The organism is Enterococcus sp. AZ109 (assembly GCF_051714625.1).
Classification (GTDB): Bacteria; Bacillota; Bacilli; order Lactobacillales; family Enterococcaceae; genus Enterococcus_A.
Window position 1 is genome coordinate 206,824 of sequence record NZ_JBIOSF010000001.1, and the last position, 17,269, is coordinate 224,092.

The window sequence follows — 17,269 nt, forward strand, 5'->3', positions numbered from 1 at the left end:
GCAAAGTCTTTCTGGTCTTTTTTTGTTATAATAAACCAAGATCATTCATTGAAGAAATGAGGGATAAACATGTCTTTACAATTTTTATTAGGGACAGGGCAAAATAATGCACGTGAAAAAATGGTAGATACGGCGAAGCAATGGTTAGCAGCTGACCAAGAAAACCGCGTCTTTTTCATCGTGCCTAACTATAATAAATTCGAGCAAGAGATTCAGCTGCTGGAAACGATGAAAAGTGGCAAAGAATACAGCTCGATTCGAGCACAGGTCTTCAGTTTTGAGCGTCTGGCTTGGTATTTCTTACAAAAACAAGGGAAAATTCCTGGCAATGTATTATCTGATTCTGGAAATGCCATGATTTTACGCAAGGTCTTACAAGAACAGCGGGAGAAATTAGTGATTTTTCGCGGTGAAACCAACAAAACGGGCTTTATTCAACAACTGGTTCAATTTTATCAAGAGATGCAAATTGGGAATGTGTCGGTAGCGGATCTAGCGCAGATAACAGGCAATCAGGATGAAAAATTAAAGTTAGCAGATCTGCGTTTGATTTATCAAGAATATGAAGCAGCTCTATTGAAGCAGCAAGTAAAAAATGAAGATCCGCTTTTACTATTGCAACAGTTATTGCAGGACCAAACGATTAAAAACAGTTTATTCATAGTGACTGGCTTTAGCCGCTTCAATGCCCGCGAGTTAAATATTCTTTCGACTTTAATGAACTGCGGGAATTTATTGGTCTCATTAGAGCTGGATCAGCGTTATCCTAATGAAGAACCGCATCCTTTGAATCTGTTTGCTGATACTGGTAAATCTTATTTTCAATTGAAGCAATTAGCTGATCAGCAGCAATTGCCAGTTCTTCATGATCTCAAAGCTGAGTCACAGAACACCCCATTGAATCACTTGAGTCAGTTTTGGCAAGGAAAGAAGGTGCCGAAGCTTGATGGGAATTCAGCGATCGCAATTTGGCAACAGTTGAGTGCTGCCGATGAGGTACGCCATATTGGAAACGAAATTCGACGCTTAGTTGCAGAAGAAGGCTATCGGTATAAAGATATCCAAGTCTTAATTCGCAATTTTGACTGCTATAGCAGTGTATTGCCCTCCTTGTTTGAACAACTGGAGATTCCTTATTATTTGGATGAAACCCAAAAAATGGTTAGTCATCCGTTGGTTGAATTTTTACAAGCCTTGTTTTTGGTGGATAAATACAACTACCGAATTACTGATGTTTTCCGTTTGTTGCGGACTGAACTCTTTGTGCCTTTTTCTTGGGAAGAAGAGCGTAAACCAGCTTTAGTCGAGTTAAGAGAAAAAATCGATCAAACAGAAAATGTTTGTTTAGCCTACAATTTCCGAGGCAGTTTTTGGACGAAGGATGAAGAGTGGGTCTTTGTCGATTATGATTTTGAAGAAGAGAGCTTCAAGGATGCGACTGAATTACAGAGCATCGCTAATGAAATTCGCCAGATGGTACAGAAATACTTACCCCAGTTTTTTACGAAGATTAAAAAAGCTGAGAACGGCTTAGCAGCTGCAAGGCTATTTTACCAACTGATAGAGAACGTTGGAATTAAGCAACAGCTCCTCTTTTGGCGAGACCAAGAGGTAGAGAAAGGAAATCTTGAAAAAGCGCGTAACCATGAACAAACTTGGCAAGCCTTGATGGATTTACTGGATGAGTATGTATTGATTTATGGTGACAGTTCGTTTGTTTGGGAAGATTTTCAGGAGATATTTTTAGCGGGCTTAGCCAATTTGACCTACGGAAAAATTCCAACAGCTATTGATCAGGTAAAGGTAAATAATCTGGAGCTCGCTCGTGTGAATCAAGCGAGGGTGACTTTTGCTATCGGGTTGAATGATCAAGAATTTCCAGCGCGTTTTGATGATCGTGGCTTGTTGTCACCGGAAGAACGAGAAGGCATTAATGCTGAACTGGAAGAAGGGAAATTCTTACCAGAAAATAATAGTTCAAATGTCAATCGCGAACCCTTCTTAGCGTACCATGTCTTTTTATCAGGTAGTGAAAAATTGTATCTAACGGTCGCTACTACAATTGATGGGGAAAAGCAGCTGTCGATTTCACCATTTTTACGTCGGCTAAGTGAAGGCTTGGGGATACCTGTTCAAAACTTTGCTGGTCTGAATTTAACTACTTTGCCGGAAAATTATACCGGAAGTTTACGGACGCTACTGTCTGACTTGATTCATTTAAACCGCCAGTCATTAGACCAAGCTAAACCGATGCTGTCTGGTTGGCGACAGTTGATGCATTTCATCGAAACAACTGAGTTAGCAGAACTTACCAAACGAGTTTTCTCTAGTCTGGAAGCTCTCAATATACCCCAAGCCTTACAGCCCAAAACAGCCGAGAAGCTGTACGGAAAGAATCTGTATGTCTCCGTCTCACGGATTGAGAACTTCTACAATTGCCAATATAAATACTTTGCTCAGTTTGGTCTGGGTTTGAAAGAACGGACAGTGTATGGCCTAACGCCTGCTGCGGCTGGGGATTTTTATCACGAAGCATTAGATCGTTTTTTCCGCATGATTCACCAACAAGGTCTCGGTTTAATAGACTTAACGGAAGAGCAACGAGCAAGATTAGCCGATCAAGTGCTAAAAGAAATCTTTGGCGAAGTAAAATTTGCTATTTTATCTAGCTCAGCTCGGATGAATTATATTCGCTATCAACTAGCCCAAACCATTCAAAAGGTTAGCTGGGGCCTAGTACAGCAAAGCTTAAAAACCAACTTGCGGCCGGAACGGACAGAAGTGTTATTTGGTTCCTTGGCTGGAGAGAAAGGGATTCCAGGGATACAATTGCCATTAAAAAACGGTGGGGAGTTAGCTGTTCGTGGGAAAATTGACCGCTTAGACCAAATTCAAGGCGACAACACCAACTGGCTTAGTGTAGTAGATTACAAGTCCAGTGATCGCAGCTTCAATGTGGTAGATGCCTATTACGGAATTGCGATGCAGTTGATTACTTATTTAGATGTGGCGGTAAGTGATTTTAGTTTGACTAGTAATAAGCTAATTAAGCCTGCAGGTGCTTATTACTTACACGTGCATAACCCTGTGTTAACCGATCCGAAAGACATAGAGCGGCAAGCTTTAAAGGCCTACAAATATGATGGGTTATTTGCCAAAGATGCTGAATTATTTGAAGAAATGGACCACAGTCTGAGTGAAAAAGAAAATTCATTGCTGTTCCCTTTACGAAAGGATGCCAAAGGTCAAATTATGCCCGTGGGACCTTCGAAGGAAAAGTTTTATGATCAGGCTGAAATTGAGTTATTGCGTGAATATAATCGTAAAAAAATTCAAGAGGCCGGCAATGAAATTTTAGCTGGTGAGGTAAAACTTAATCCGGCATTCAAAGATACGAAGCGCATAGCCTGCCAATATTGTCCCTTCCGCAGTGTCTGCAAGTTTGATGTGATGTTAAAAGAAAACAATTATCATCGTCTGGAGAAGCTTCCACGGGAAGAAGTATTGAAACGAATGGAGGAAGAATTACATGACCAATAAACCAACGATCCCTCCAAAAGCCCCTAATGAAATGTATACAGATGACCAGTGGCAGGCAATTTACGATCAAGGGGATAATCTTTTGGTCTCTGCTTCGGCTGGATCAGGAAAAACCGCCGTACTGGTCCGTCGTGTGATCGAAAAAATCAAACGCCAACGTTTATCTGTGGATCAGCTTTTGGTGGTTACCTTCACTGAAGCTGCTGCCAGCGAAATGAAGGAACGAATTCAGGGAGCTTTACAAGAGGCAATCAATGAAGAAACCGATCAAGCCTTGAAAAATCACTTTACCCGGCAATTAACTTTGCTGCCAATGGCAAATATTTCAACCCTGCACTCATTTTGTTCTAAAGTAATCCAGCGCTTCTTTTATTTGATTGACTTGGACCCAAGCTATCGGATGCTGACGGATGCTACTGAAACGATTTTATTAAAAGAAGATGTCTGGGATGAGCTCCGGGAAGAATGTTATGAGCAAAACGAAGAAATTTTCTACCGCCTAACCGAAAATTTCTCTAATGATCGCAGTGATCAGGGTCTGGAGGACTTAATCCTATCAATGTACGAATTTGCCCGGGCGAATCCAGCGCCTTTCGAATGGCTGGACTCGTTACTGGAAAATTATAGTGTCGATGAACTGACTGAAAGTACGCTCTATCAAGGAAGTCTTCGTCCGCAGTTGATTCAAGCACTAGAAGATGCTAGCGACCTGTATCAAGAAATGATGGAATTAAGTGAAGGAAGTCCAGACTTAGAGAAAATTTTTAGTCTAGCCCAGCAGGAAAAACAGGCAACGCTGTCGTTACTTCAAGCAGTTCAGGCAGATCAATTAAGTGATGCTCACCAAATGATGGACAGTTTTAGTTTTCCAACCTTCCCAACCCCTCGCAAAAAAGAGGTGAAGGAGCTGTACGGTGAAACGATTGATCGCTTGAAAGATAAACGTCAAACTGCGAAGGATTTGTTGACTAGCATGAAGACGGGCTTTTTTGCAGCAACACCGAAAGAACATATCGAACGATTGCACGCAGCTCTTCCACTAGTAGAAGAGCTGGTCCGGGTGGAGAAACTATTTATCAGTCGCTACTCTGCTAAGAAACGGGAAAAAGGTTTGCTAGATTTTAACGACTTAGAGCATTTCACGTTGCAAATAGTAAAAACAGTAGTAGATGGCACACAGCCAGCTCAAAATTACTATCGCACGCGTTTCAGCGAAGTCTTAGTAGATGAATATCAGGATATTAATCAATTACAGGAAACGATTTTGCGTTCGTTGGCCTCTGAGATCGAGGGTGAGGGCAATTTATTCATGGTGGGAGATGTGAAGCAATCCATTTATGGTTTCCGCTTAGCCGATCCGACCTTATTTATCCAGAAATATCATGCCTTTGCTGATAACAAAGGCGGTCGTCGGATTATATTAGCGGAGAATTTCCGCTCGCGCAAAGAGGTCTTGGACTTCACCAATCTGGTCTTTAAACAATTGATGGACGAAGAGGTCGGACAAATTGCTTACGATCAGGAAGCAGAGTTGATCAACGGCTTTACCGCCTTTCCAAAATCAGAGAACTTCAAAGCTGAACTGTTGGTATACGAAAAAGATGAGGAAACCCCTGAGTGGATTGAAGACAAAGCAGCCGGAGAAATCATCATGACTGCCGCAAAAATTCGTGAGATGATTCATGAGGGATATAAAATTTACGATAAGAAACAAAAAGCGATGCGTCCAGTTGACTATCAAGACATTGTTCTTTTGACACCAACTAAAAGCAATAATTTAACCATTTTGGAAGTGTTCAAACAATTGGATATTCCGTTAGCAATTAACGATACGCAAAATTATTTCCAATCGACTGAGTTACGAGCAATGATTGCCTTGCTGCAAATCATTGACAATCCTTATCAGGATATTCCATTAGCAGCGGTACTTCGTTCGCCGATTGTAGGACTGACAGAAGAGGAGTTGGCGCAAGTTCGCCTGTTGCAGCCTAAAAAGGAATTTTACCGTGCGATGAAGCAGTACATGGCAACAAAAGACGATAAAACAAGTGAAAAGTTGAAAAATTTCTCTCACTTGCTTATTAATTGGCGGGAATATTCACGGCAAGAAGCGCTTTCTGATTTAGTTACGAAAATTTACGATGAGACAGCTTACCTTGACTATGTGTTAGGAATGCCTGCTGGGCAACAACGCCACGCAAATCTTTTAGCTTTAGTCGAACGAGCGAAGGATTATGAACGTAGCAGTTTCAGAGGGTTGTATCAATTCATCCGATTCATTGAAAAGATGCAGGAGAAGGACAAAGATTTAGCCGAGCCGCAAAGTGAAGAAATCACCAATGCCGTTCGCGTGATGACTATCCATGCCAGCAAAGGCTTAGAATTTCCAGTAGTTTTTGTGATGGATATGAGTAAAGCTTTCAACCTGTCGGATACCCGTCGTAATTATGTGTTTGATGAAAAACTAGGTTTAGGGGTTAAATACCTGACACCAGAAACAAGGGTCCGTTTCACTACCTTAGCCTTTGATGCAGTCCAACAGGTCAATATGCGCAAGCTGCTTTCTGAGGAGATGCGTAAGCTGTATGTTGCTTTAACTCGAGCAGAGCAGAAGCTGTTTTTAATAGGTTCTTACAGCAATCAAGCGGAGGCGTTAAAAAAATGGTCAGCAACCGCCAACAATCCAGAGCTGGTATTGCCAGTATCTTCCCGCACTAAAGGCACTTTTTTCGATTGGGTAGGACAAACATTGATCCGACATCCTGAAATGCAGGACTACCAATTGGAAGGAAGTATTGCGCCACAAGCGGAAGTAGTTCAGCAACCGGCAAAATTTTCAATTTCTTTTGTTCTGCCAAATACATTAGGCGATCAAATTGCTAAATATGCGCCAGTCAAGAAAGTCCAAGAAGAAGTTAAAGAGACAACGGATGATATTTCGTCAGTCAAGCGACGTCTTCTATACCACTATGAGTTTCCTGAAGCGACTAAAACAACTAGTTATCAATCGGTTTCTGAGTTAAAGCGAATGTATGACGATCCAGATAATCGAGAAGCCATTTCCTTGGACTTCGACGAAAAAGGCCCCCAACAAGCCGTCTATCGTTTCACGGAAGATGGTTTGAACCAACCAAAGTTTCTGGAAACAAAAAGTCAGTTGTCAGCCGCAGAGATCGGGACGGCGACACATTTAATCATGCAGTTGATCTCTTTAGATCAAGAGCCAACGGAGCAAGGTATTCAACAGCTAATGGATGAGCTAGTCGCACGAGATACCCTCAGTCAAGAGTTGGCAGACGCAATCTCAATTGACTCTTTATTGGCATTTTTTGTTAGCGACTTAGGTCAGCTAGTCTTAGCTCACGCCTCCCAAGTGTACCGGGAAGAACCTTTTGCAATGCTGCTGCCGGCAGATGAAGTGTTTATGGAATATGAAGCGAAAGACGATATTTTAATCCATGGAATCATCGATGGTTATATTGAGTTTGACGATTATTTAGTCTTATATGATTTCAAGACCGATTATTATACGATACAACGAGAAAAAGAATTAGTCGATCGGTATCGCGGGCAGTTGCTTCTTTATAAAGAAGCGATCGAAAAAGCTAAAAATAAACCGGTCACTTCGTTGAACATCGTTTTCTTAAGAGGAGAAAAAATAATCGATCTATTAGAAAATGAATAAACCAAAGCATACTATACTTATGTTTTGTAAGTAATGTGGTATACTCTCAGTAACGAGGTGAGTGAAATGGAACAAATACAACAAACTAAATTTTCTCTTTGTCCAAAATTTGAAAAAGGCTTTGCGATTTTAGGGAAAAAATGGAACGGCTTGATCATCGATGTATTATTGGAAGAAGGCCCTCAACGTTTTGTTGATTTGGCCGCAAAGATTCCTCATGTCAGCGACCGTGTTTTAGCAGAACGTTTAAGAGAACTAGAGCAAGAAGCGCTGGTTACCCGCATTTCTGGCTGTGAAGGACAAAAGCGTTTGGATTACTGTTTGACTGAAAAAGGGAAAGCGTTAGACAATGTAATGAAAGAATTGCATGTTTGGGGCGAAAACTGGATTACTGAGCAAGAATGTAGTTGAAAAAAAAGCAAATTTCTTGTAGTATAAAATAGTCAATTGAATAGAGAAAAAGCGTTGATGGAAAAGAGTAGTCTTTTAGAGCCTTACAAGGGAGTATCTGCCACAGACTGGAAGCAGATTAAGGAAAAAAAGGATGAAGTTCACTTCCGGAGCTTGTCGTAATGACCGGCTAAGGCCGTTAAAAAATGTGAGTGCGCCAAAAAAATTTGGCGAATTAGGATGGTAACGCGAGACCTCGTTCCTTTATAGGAATAGAGGTCTTTTTTTGTGGAAAGGAAGTAGAAAAATGAGTTTACAGGATCAATTAGAAGAACTGAAGACACAGACTTTGGCAAAGATTTCTGACGCAGCAGATCTTCCAGCAGTCGAACAGATTCGGGTAGAAACGTTAGGGAAAAAAGGACCCATCACAGAAGTATTGCGGGGTATGCGGGACTTGTCGGCAGAAGAACGCCCAAAAGTTGGATCGTTTGCGAATGAAATTCGTGACTTATTAACTGAAGCGATCGATGTACGAAAAGCTGAATTAACGGAAATTGCTTTGGAAAAAGCGTTAGCAGAAGAAACAATCGATGTTACCTTGCCGGGCAAACAATTGCCACAAGGGACACGTCATGTAATTACGCAAGTGATGGAGGAAATCGAAGACGTATTTGTTGGTTTAGGCTATCAAGTCGTGGAAGGCTATGAAGTGGAAAGCGACCATTACAATTTCGAACGTATGAACTTGCCAAAAAACCACCCAGCTAGAGATATGCAGGATACCTTCTACATTTCCGAAGATATTTTAATTCGGACGCATACCTCACCAGTTCAAGCCCGCACGATGGAAAGTCACGACTTTTCTAAAGGCGCTTTGCGGATGATTTCACCGGGTAAAGTATTCCGTCGTGATACCGATGATGCCACCCATAGTCATCAATTCCATCAAATTGAAGGTTTAGTGGTGGATAAGGGAATCACAATGGCTGATTTGAAAGGCACGTTAGAGCACTTCATTAAAGAAATTTTTGGGGCAGACCGCAGCATTCGTTTGCGTCCAAGCTATTTTCCTTTTACTGAACCATCCGTTGAAGTAGATGTTAGTTGCTTCAAATGCGGCGGCAAAGGCTGTAACGTCTGCAAGTATACCGGTTGGATTGAAATACTAGGAGCTGGTATGGTTCATCCAGATGTTCTATCTATGTCCGGCATTGATCCAGAAGTTTACTCTGGTTTCGCTTTTGGGATTGGACCAGATCGTGTTTCTATGCTTCGTTACGGAGTGAACGATATTCGTAACTTCTATTTAAATGATGTTCGTTTCTTAGAACAGTTCAAGGGGGAATAACCAATTATGTTTGTTTCATATAAATGGCTAAATGAATATGTGGATTTAAAAGGAATCACACCGCAGGAATTGGCTGACCGTTTGTCTTTAACCGGAATTGAGGTTGAGGGTGTTGAGGTGCCTGAAGAAGGTCTGAAGAAAATTGTCGTTGGTGATGTTAAGGAATGTATCCCACATCCGGACTCTGACCATTTGTCCATTTGCCAAGTCGATGTTGGTGAAGAAGAACTATCACAAATTGTTTGTGGTGCGCCTAACGTAAAAGCAGGAATTAAAGTAATTGTGGCTTTACCTAATTCACGAATTGCCGGCAACGTTAAAATCAAAAAAGGCAAAATGCGGGGACAAGTTTCTAACGGAATGATCTGTTCGTTACAAGAACTAGGCTATAGTGATTCTGTGATTCCTAAAGAATTTGCGGATGGTATTTACTTCTTGCCAGATAACGCTGTTCCAGGTGAACCCGTTTTCTCATACTTAGATATGGACGATGCGATCTTGGACCTATCGGTAACTCCTAACCGAGCAGACGCATTAAGTATGCGGGGCGTTGCCTACGAAACCGCAGCAATTTACGATAAAAAGGCTGTATTTCCAGAAGTTGCTCTAGAAGAGATTGATGAAAAAGCGGCGGATAAAATCAACGTATCCGTTGCTGATAAAAACGATGCCCCTCATTATGAGATTCGCATCATCAAAAACGTCAAAATCGGTCCAAGTCCTCAGTGGTTGCAAAATCGTTTAATGAATGAAGGAATCCGTCCGATTAGCAATGTAGTAGACGTGACTAACTACATCTTATTATTATTTGGACAACCGTTGCATGCCTTTGACTATGACAAACTAGGCAGTCAAGAAATCTTAGTTCGCCGTGCTAAGGATCAAGAAATTTTGACTACTTTAGATGGTGTTGAACGTACGCTTAACCCTGAAAATATCGTGATTACCAATGGGGAAATTCCAGTCGCCCTTGCTGGTGTAATGGGTGGACTTGATTCAGAAATCGTTGATACAACTACAACCGTAGCTTTAGAATCTGCGATGTTCGACAGTGTGTCAATTCGCCGGACTTCTCAAGCTTACAATCTGCGCAGCGAATCTTCGGCACGTTTTGAAAAAGGCATTAATCAAGCAACGATCAGCTTAGCTGGAGATGTTGCGGCAGCCATGATCGCTGACTTAGCTGGCGGCGAAGTGTTGCAAGGTGGTGTCTTGGGTAATGAAGTCAACCCAGAAAATGTTGAAGTCACTACCAACTTGAAGAACGTAAATTATTTCTTAGGAACTGATTTGACGATTGAAGCGGTCAATGCGGTGTTTGAAGCGTTGGATTTTGAGTATCAAGAAGCGGACGGAAACTATACAGTAAGTGTTCCACCTCGTCGTTGGGATATTACGATCGAAGCGGACTTGATGGAAGAAATTGCTCGGATTTACGGTTACAATAACATCCCTTCAACGCTTCCAAGCGGCCAAACTGTTGCTGGTGGATTAACGGATGTTCAAAAAAACACTCGTAAAGTCCGTTCTTTATTAGAAGCTAGCGGTTTACACGAAGCGATCAGCTATGCGTTGACTACCGAAGAAAAAGCCGGACAATTCACTATGCGAGAAAGTAAATTTACTCGTTTGGATTGGCCAATGAGTGAGGATCGTTCAGTCTTACGCTTGAACCTAATTAGCGGCTTATTGGAAGATTTAGCTTACAATGTTGCTCGTAAAAATGCAGATGTCTCATTGTATGAAATTGGGCGCGTATTCTATCAAGACAATGATCCGAAAAAAGACTTGCCACTTGAAGAAAAACATGTAGCAATTGCCTTAACAGGGAATCGTACGGACAAAACTTGGGCTGAAAAAGCTGAGAAAGTTGATTTCTATACAGCTAAAGGTATTGTTGAGGAATTAATTGATGGATTGGGATTAAGTGAAAAAATTAGCTACCAAACTAGCTCAGAATTTTCTGAAATGCATCCTGGTCAAACAGCAACGATTTATTTAAACGATCAGCTAGTTGGTTTCGTCGGACAGGTTCATCCGAAAATTGCTCAAGCTTATGAATTGAAGCAGGCATTTGTGGCTGAACTAAACTTAGATGCGTTGTTAACTACGGAAAAAGAACCGCTTGTTTATGTACCAGTTTCAAAATATCCAGCAGTTAGCAGGGATATTGCCTTATTAGTCGAAGAAACAGTATCTAATGCTAAAATTAGCGAAATAATTCGTCATTCAGCCAGTCGTTTTTTAGCGGATGTTCATGTATTTGACGTTTACCAAGGAGAATCGATCGAAAAAGGCATGAAGTCAATGGCTTACAGTTTAACCTTCGTCAACCCAGAAGCAACCCTGACGGATGAAGAAATTAATCAGTGGATGAATAAAATAACTAAGAGTTTGGAAAGCGAAGTAGCAGCAGTTATTCGTTAAAAAACTTGAATTTTGGAGGAGTGGAGAAATCCACTCCTTTTTTGCGTTATTCGTTCAACGTTTTAAACTCGGTTCTTTAGCGGGGATAGTTCCAATCAGCTCATTATTTAGGAATTCAAAAACGAAGCATGTGAATTTAATAGTATTTTTCAGATAAGTACATAAAAGATGCTAGTGGTGAAAATATAGGGAATTCCCCTGCATTTTTTTCTGAGTATTCATAGTAAAATAGCAGTGAAAGTGAAAAAGATCACTAGTTATTTAAAAAAGAAAAGAGGAATAAAATGAAGAAAGTGCAATCAACCTGCAATTACTGTGCCTTAGCTTGTAATCTGGATTTCTATGTTGAAGACAATCAGATCACAAAAATCTTACCCACCAAAGACTATCCAGTAAATCAAGGATTTTCTTGTATTAAGGGTCTGATGTTGCATCGCCAGCAACAACAGTTCAAACCAGTAAGTTTGCCACGCGTAAAAAACGCAGATGGAAGTTTCAGCCATGTGAAATGGGCGCAGGCTTTTGACCAAACAGCTGAAAAGCTTAAAGAAATTATTGCTAAACATGGTCCTGAAAGCGTAGCAGGTATTAGTACCGGTCAATTAATGTTGGAAGATATGGCTTTATTTGGACATATCATGCGTACTTATCTTAAAGGGAACGTCGATGGCAATACTCGTTTGTGTATGGCTACAAGTGTAGTTGCTCACAAGCAGAGCTTTGGATTTGATGCGCCGCCCTATACTTTAAAGGACGTAGAGCAGTCTGATACGATCATTCTGATAGGCGCCAATCCGGTAGTTGCTCACCCAGTCTTCTGGGGAAGAATTAGAAAAAATCAATTACCGAATAAGAAAGTGGTCGTTATCGATCCTAGATTCTCTGAAACGGCAAAACAAGCGGATAAACATTATCAACTAAAAGCCAAAGCGGATTTAACTCTTTTCTATATTTTGGCCAATTTGTTGATGGAAAAAGGCTGGATCGACCAAAGCTATATTGATAATTACACAGAAGGCTTTGAGACGTTCGCACAATTTCTAAAAGATTATCCATTAGAACGGGCTGAAGAAACCGGGTTGTCCCAAGAAGCAATCCTCGAACTTGCGCAACTGATTCATGACGGTGAAAAAGTGTCCTTCTGGTGGACGATGGGCGTCAATCAAAGTTACGAAGCAGTACGTACAGCGCAGTCAATTATTAACTTAGCCTTAATGACTGGAAATATCGGGCGACCTGGAACTGGAGCGAACTCCTTAACGGGTCAATGCAATGCCATGGGCTCACGTTTGTTTAGTAATACAACAGGATTATATGGTGGAGGTGATTACGATAATCCACTACGTCGTAAGGCGGTATCAGAAGCTTTGAAGATCGAGGAAGAGTGGCTGCCAACGAAACCTACACTGCCTTACAATGTAATTATTGAAAAGATTAACAGTGGCGAGATCAAAGCTTTATGGGTAGTTGCTACTAACCCTTATCATTCTTGGACCAACAGTGAAACCTTTAAGACCGCTATGGAGAAGCTAGATCTGTTGATTGTCCAAGATCTTTACGATGATACAGGTACGTCAAGCAATTGTGATGTCTTTTTCCCTGTGGTTGCCGGAACGAAGAAAGAAGGAACCGTTATTAATACGGAACGTCGTCTTTCGGCTATGCGTCCAGCCCTTGAAAAAGAGCCTAACGAAATGACTGATTATGAAGTCATGTATCAAATGGGCAAAGCGCTAGGTATGGGTGAACTACTTAATGGCTGGGAAACACCCAAAGCTGCCTTTGAGCTGATGAAAAAATGCACTGAAAAAATGCCTTGTGATATTACAGGAGTAGAATACGATGGGCTAACAGGCTCAAAAGGAATCCAATGGCCATTTAGTGCAACCGATACGCTAAAAGAAGATGAACGTCGCCTTTTCGAGGATCATTTATACTACACGCCTTCAAAAAAAGCGCAGTTTATTTTTGAAACCCCGAGAGAAAATCCTCTGGCGTTATCTAGTGAATTTCCGCTGTTATTAAATACTGGACGGGGAACAGTCGGGCAATGGCATACACAATCTAGAACACGGGAGATTCCTGAAGTATATGATGCGGTAGAAAGAAATGCTTATATTATGGTTCATCCTGAAAATGCTAAGGAATTGAAGGTTAAAAATAAAGAGTTAGTCGATGTCACTTCTATTAATGGCATGACAAAGCAGCTTGAGATTAAGATTTCTCCTTTTGTCTCCTATGATGAAGTATATGCACCCATGCATTATGTGGAAGTTAATTTTTTAACGCCGTCGATCTATGACAGTTATTCAAAAGAACCTTCCTATAAATCAACACCAGTACGTATTTCTAAGAGAGGAAAATAACGATGAAACGTATCAATATTGATCGCAGCAAATGTATCAGCTGTCTGACTTGTGTGACGGCGTGCTCAGTAGCCCATGACGGAGAAGATCCTCGCAATCGAGTCGTAGTTAGCAGTGAAGGAGTCAATTCTCCCATTTTTTGTCGCCACTGTGACTTGCCAGAATGTACATTTACTTGCATGACTGGCGCCATGTCTAAAGATCCAGAAACTGGCTATGTCTTATATGACGAAAAACGTTGTGCGAGTTGCTTTATGTGTATCATGGCTTGTCCGTACGGTGTTTTAAAAGCAGATCGAATGCAGCATAAAGTGATTATGAAGTGTGATATGTGTTTGAATAGTGAAGAAAAGACACCCCAATGTGTGGCGAAATGTCCGATGCAAGCTATTACTTTAGAAGAGGCGGATCCCATGTCCTCGCTAGCAAAAGAGGAGGCAAAGGTATGAACTATGTAGTTGTTGGTGCATCCGCAGCCGGAATTAATGGCGTGCGTACATTACGTAAGATTGATGGCGAGGCTAAAATCACGCTAATTTCAAAAGATGAAGCGATCTACTCTCGCTGTATTCTGCATCACTATATTGAAGGTTCTAGAAATGTAAAAGAATTAGAATTCGTTGAAGATGGTTTTATTGAAAAATATAACATTGATTGGATTAAAGGGGTTGAAGTCATCGGCATTGATACGGTGAACCAAAAGCTATGTTTATCGAATCAAGAAACAGTCTCTTATGACAAAGTCTTACTAGCAACAGGTGCTTCCACTTTCTTCCCGCCGGTAACCAACTTAAAGGAAGCCAAAAATGTGGTAGGTTTGCGCAATTTAGAAGACGCTGTTGCGATCCGTGAGAAGGGATATAAAGCCAATAATATTGTAGTAATGGGTGCAGGCTTAGTTGGTATCGATGCAGTTGAAGGATTACTTCATTACGGTAAAAATCTAACCCTAGTAGAATTTGGGGACCGTTTATTACCGATTCAATTAGATAAGCGTGCAGCACAGACCTATCAAGAGGCCTTTAGCCAAGCTGGTGTCACTCAATATTATGATACGGCAGTCCAAGAAGTAATCATGGATAAAAATGGTGCAGTTCAAGCCTTAAACTTGTCAAACGGCAGTCAAATTCCATGCGATTTTCTGATTGTTGCTACAGGTGTTCGTTCGAATGTGAAATTCTTAGAAGGCTCACCGATTGAAACTGATCGCTTTGGGATGATTTTTAACCCATTAGGTGAAACCAATATTCCGAACGTTTATGGTGCGGGAGACGTCTCTGGCCGCAATCCTATTTGGCCGGCTGCCGTTAAGGAAGGAATTATTGCAGCAACGAATATGACTGGTGAAACGCGTGAGTTAACCGACTTTTTTGCTTCAAAATCAACAATGACCTTTTTAAACATCCACACTCTTTCTTTAGGAAAACCTTATCCTGAAGACGACAGCTATCAAGTGGAGATTATGGAAGAAAAAGGACAATACAAAAAAGTGATCCATAAAGATGGTGTGATCTATGGAGCCATTATTCAAGGAGATTTGGCTTATGCGGGTATTTTAACTCAATTAGTTAAGGAAGGGATACCTGTTGCCAAGTCAGGAGAATCATTATTCTCCATTAATTATTCCGACTTTTTTGATTTGACGAAAAACTTAGAATTTGATTTCTGTGGAGGTTAAGTATGAAAAGATTGATTCAAGCAGCAGATAAGCTGCCAGTTGGTTTAATTGCTACTACAGTGGGGTTATGTACCTTGTCCAATGCCTATGGAGCGATTGATTTTGCAGGAGTACGTCATCTGACAATGCTTTTTGGACTGGTGATCTGGTTTTTGGCTTTATCTAAAATCATCTTCCATTTCCCGATATTTTCTCAAGAATATCTACAGTTGGTCCCTTGTAGTTTGTATGCGACGTTTTTCATGCTGACGGCAATTCTAAGTAGTTACATCTATGCGTTTATCCCTATACTGGGTACTTTACTTTGGTATATTAGCGTAATCTTGCATGTCGGTCATATTTTGTTTTTTACCTATCGAAATGTCATTAAAAACTTAGACAAAACGATGTTTATTCCTAGTTGGTTCGTTACTTACGTTGGAATCCTAGTACCTGTTGTTGTAGGTTCTAAAATCGGACATCCGCTTGTTATCCAAGGTTTATTGATTTATGGGTTTATTGCGACCTTTTTATTGTTTCCCTTAATGATTGTTCGAATTTATCGTTTGAATTTAACGCAGGATACGGAATTGATGCAAGTGATCTTTCTAGCCCCTCCAAGTTTGTGCTTAGTCAGCTATTTAAATGTCAGTTCTAGTCCTAATCCGTTAGTGGCAAATTTCTTGTATCTCGTTATCTTAATTACTTTCATTTATATTGTTGCAAAAATGCCGTATTTTTTACGCAGACCCTTTAACCCATCATTTGCTTCACTCACCTTCCCATTGGCTATTTGCTTAGTAGCGACGTTGACCATGGGGCGTTTTCTAGTGAACACGGAACATCTCATTTCGGGGAATGTTCTAACTCAATTATTCGGCATAATGATGTACTGTATAACGTTGGTTATTGGGTATGTGGCTTATAATTTTCTGCATATTTTTGCTAAAAAAGTAGTAGATACAGCCAAAGAAAGTTCAGAAACCGAACAGCTGAAATCATCAAGTAATTAATTGTTGGAGGGATTGTATGGGGAGAAAGAATGTAAGTAAACGTATCGGAAAACTAATTGTTTTCATAATAGTGGGTCTATTATTACAAGGATGCAACGGACAGCCCACTGATGAAACAAGTAGTAGTTCAGCAACAAAAACAGCTATTCACTATTCAGCAGCAGCCAGTCTAAAGGATGCTTTAACTGATATTCAAAAGCTGTATCAAAGCAGTTATCCGGATCAAGATGTCGCGATTGATTATGGAGGATCAGGTGCGATCCGTGAGAAAGTTCTGGCAGGCTCACCAATTGATGGGGTATTGCTGGCAAGTCAAAGTGATACAGACCAATTAGTTGACGGCGGAAAATTGACGGATGTTGAGCAGTTGCTACAAAATAAGTTGGTTATCATTAAAAATCAGCAAAGTGAAATCGAAAAAAATGATACAATAACGCAGCAATTAGAGGCTGCTGACAGTATTGCTATTGGAGAACCAGAGACTGTTCCGGCCGGTAAATATGCGGTGGAAACAATGGAAAACAACGATGTATATGAGCAGTTAAAGCCTGCTTTAGTTATGGCTAGTGATGTTCGTCAAGTGTTGTCTTATGTTGAAGCTGGAAATGCTGATTTAGGATTTGTTTACGAAACGGATGCAAAATTAAGTGATCAGGTGACAGTCCTTCAAGCGGTACCTAGCGAGTATCACGCCCCAATTGTCTACAATATGGGTGTTGTATCAGATTCTAAAAATAGTGAAGCAGCGAAGTCTTTTAACCAATTTCTGACTACCAAGGAAGCCAAACAAATATTTGAGCACTATGGGTTTACCCTTGCCAAATAGAGAGGGGGAAGCAC

General features: G+C 40.8%; 10 protein-coding genes and 1 other annotated feature. All 10 genes read left to right on the plus strand.

Going from position 1 to position 17,269, the window contains the following annotated elements:
• The first annotated feature begins 69 nt into the window (after positions 1-69).
• The 10 genes from IGI42_RS00980 (at position 70) to modA (ending at position 17,255) form a co-directional block, all read left to right on the plus strand.
• Complete coding sequence (locus IGI42_RS00980; RefSeq protein WP_438713682.1) at positions 70-3,540, plus strand: PD-(D/E)XK nuclease family protein; 3,471 nt, start codon at positions 70-72, stop codon at positions 3,538-3,540.
• Positions 3,530-7,225, plus strand: a complete 3,696-nt coding sequence (gene addA, locus IGI42_RS00985; RefSeq protein WP_438713684.1) for a helicase-exonuclease AddAB subunit AddA — start codon at positions 3,530-3,532, stop codon at positions 7,223-7,225. Before IGI42_RS00980 ends, addA begins: the two co-directional genes overlap by 11 nt.
• A gap of 66 nt (positions 7,226-7,291) precedes the next feature.
• On the plus strand, positions 7,292-7,636 hold the full coding sequence (locus IGI42_RS00990) for a winged helix-turn-helix transcriptional regulator (protein WP_438713686.1): 345 nt from the start codon (positions 7,292-7,294) through the stop codon (positions 7,634-7,636).
• A gap of 45 nt (positions 7,637-7,681) precedes the next feature.
• Positions 7,682-7,882, plus strand: a binding site (T-box leader).
• Positions 7,883-7,922: 40 nt separating this feature from the next.
• Positions 7,923-8,966, plus strand: a complete 1,044-nt coding sequence (gene pheS / locus IGI42_RS00995) for a phenylalanine--tRNA ligase subunit alpha (protein WP_438713688.1) — start codon at positions 7,923-7,925, stop codon at positions 8,964-8,966.
• 6 nt (positions 8,967-8,972) lie between these two features.
• Positions 8,973-11,393 carry a phenylalanine--tRNA ligase subunit beta gene (gene pheT, locus IGI42_RS01000; RefSeq protein WP_438713690.1) on the plus strand — a complete coding sequence of 807 codons (2,421 nt, stop codon included), beginning with the start codon at positions 8,973-8,975 and terminating at the stop codon, positions 11,391-11,393.
• 284 nt (positions 11,394-11,677) lie between these two features.
• Positions 11,678-13,759, plus strand: a complete 2,082-nt coding sequence (locus tag IGI42_RS01005) for a molybdopterin oxidoreductase family protein (protein ID WP_438713692.1) — start codon at positions 11,678-11,680, stop codon at positions 13,757-13,759.
• 2 nt (positions 13,760-13,761) lie between these two features.
• Positions 13,762-14,208 (plus strand): 4Fe-4S dicluster domain-containing protein, encoded by a 447-nt coding sequence (locus tag IGI42_RS01010; RefSeq protein ID WP_438713694.1) that lies wholly within the window; start codon positions 13,762-13,764, stop codon positions 14,206-14,208.
• Entirely contained in the window at positions 14,205-15,437 is a 1,233-nt protein-coding gene (locus IGI42_RS01015; RefSeq protein ID WP_438713696.1) for an NAD(P)/FAD-dependent oxidoreductase, read from the plus strand. Before IGI42_RS01010 ends, IGI42_RS01015 begins: the two co-directional genes overlap by 4 nt.
• 2 nt (positions 15,438-15,439) lie before the next feature.
• Positions 15,440-16,429, plus strand: coding sequence for a TDT family transporter (locus IGI42_RS01020; protein WP_438713698.1), 990 nt, complete (start codon positions 15,440-15,442; stop codon positions 16,427-16,429).
• Between the two features lie 16 nt (positions 16,430-16,445).
• Complete coding sequence (gene modA, locus IGI42_RS01025; RefSeq protein ID WP_438713700.1) at positions 16,446-17,255, plus strand: molybdate ABC transporter substrate-binding protein; 810 nt, start codon at positions 16,446-16,448, stop codon at positions 17,253-17,255.
• Positions 17,256-17,269: the final 14 nt, after the last annotated feature.

Coding starts and splice junctions, on each gene's coding strand:
- IGI42_RS01020 (WP_438713698.1), top strand. CDS start 15,440: ATGAAAAGATTGATTCAAGCAGCAGATAAGCTGCCAGTTGGTTTAATT.
- IGI42_RS00980 (WP_438713682.1), top strand. CDS start 70: ATGTCTTTACAATTTTTATTAGGGACAGGGCAAAATAATGCACGTGAA.
- IGI42_RS01005 (WP_438713692.1), top strand. CDS start 11,678: ATGAAGAAAGTGCAATCAACCTGCAATTACTGTGCCTTAGCTTGTAAT.
- modA (WP_438713700.1), top strand. CDS start 16,446: ATGGGGAGAAAGAATGTAAGTAAACGTATCGGAAAACTAATTGTTTTC.
- addA (WP_438713684.1), top strand. CDS start 3,530: ATGACCAATAAACCAACGATCCCTCCAAAAGCCCCTAATGAAATGTAT.
- IGI42_RS01015 (WP_438713696.1), top strand. CDS start 14,205: ATGAACTATGTAGTTGTTGGTGCATCCGCAGCCGGAATTAATGGCGTG.
- pheS (WP_438713688.1), top strand. CDS start 7,923: ATGAGTTTACAGGATCAATTAGAAGAACTGAAGACACAGACTTTGGCA.
- IGI42_RS00990 (WP_438713686.1), top strand. CDS start 7,292: ATGGAACAAATACAACAAACTAAATTTTCTCTTTGTCCAAAATTTGAA.
- IGI42_RS01010 (WP_438713694.1), top strand. CDS start 13,762: ATGAAACGTATCAATATTGATCGCAGCAAATGTATCAGCTGTCTGACT.
- pheT (WP_438713690.1), top strand. CDS start 8,973: ATGTTTGTTTCATATAAATGGCTAAATGAATATGTGGATTTAAAAGGA.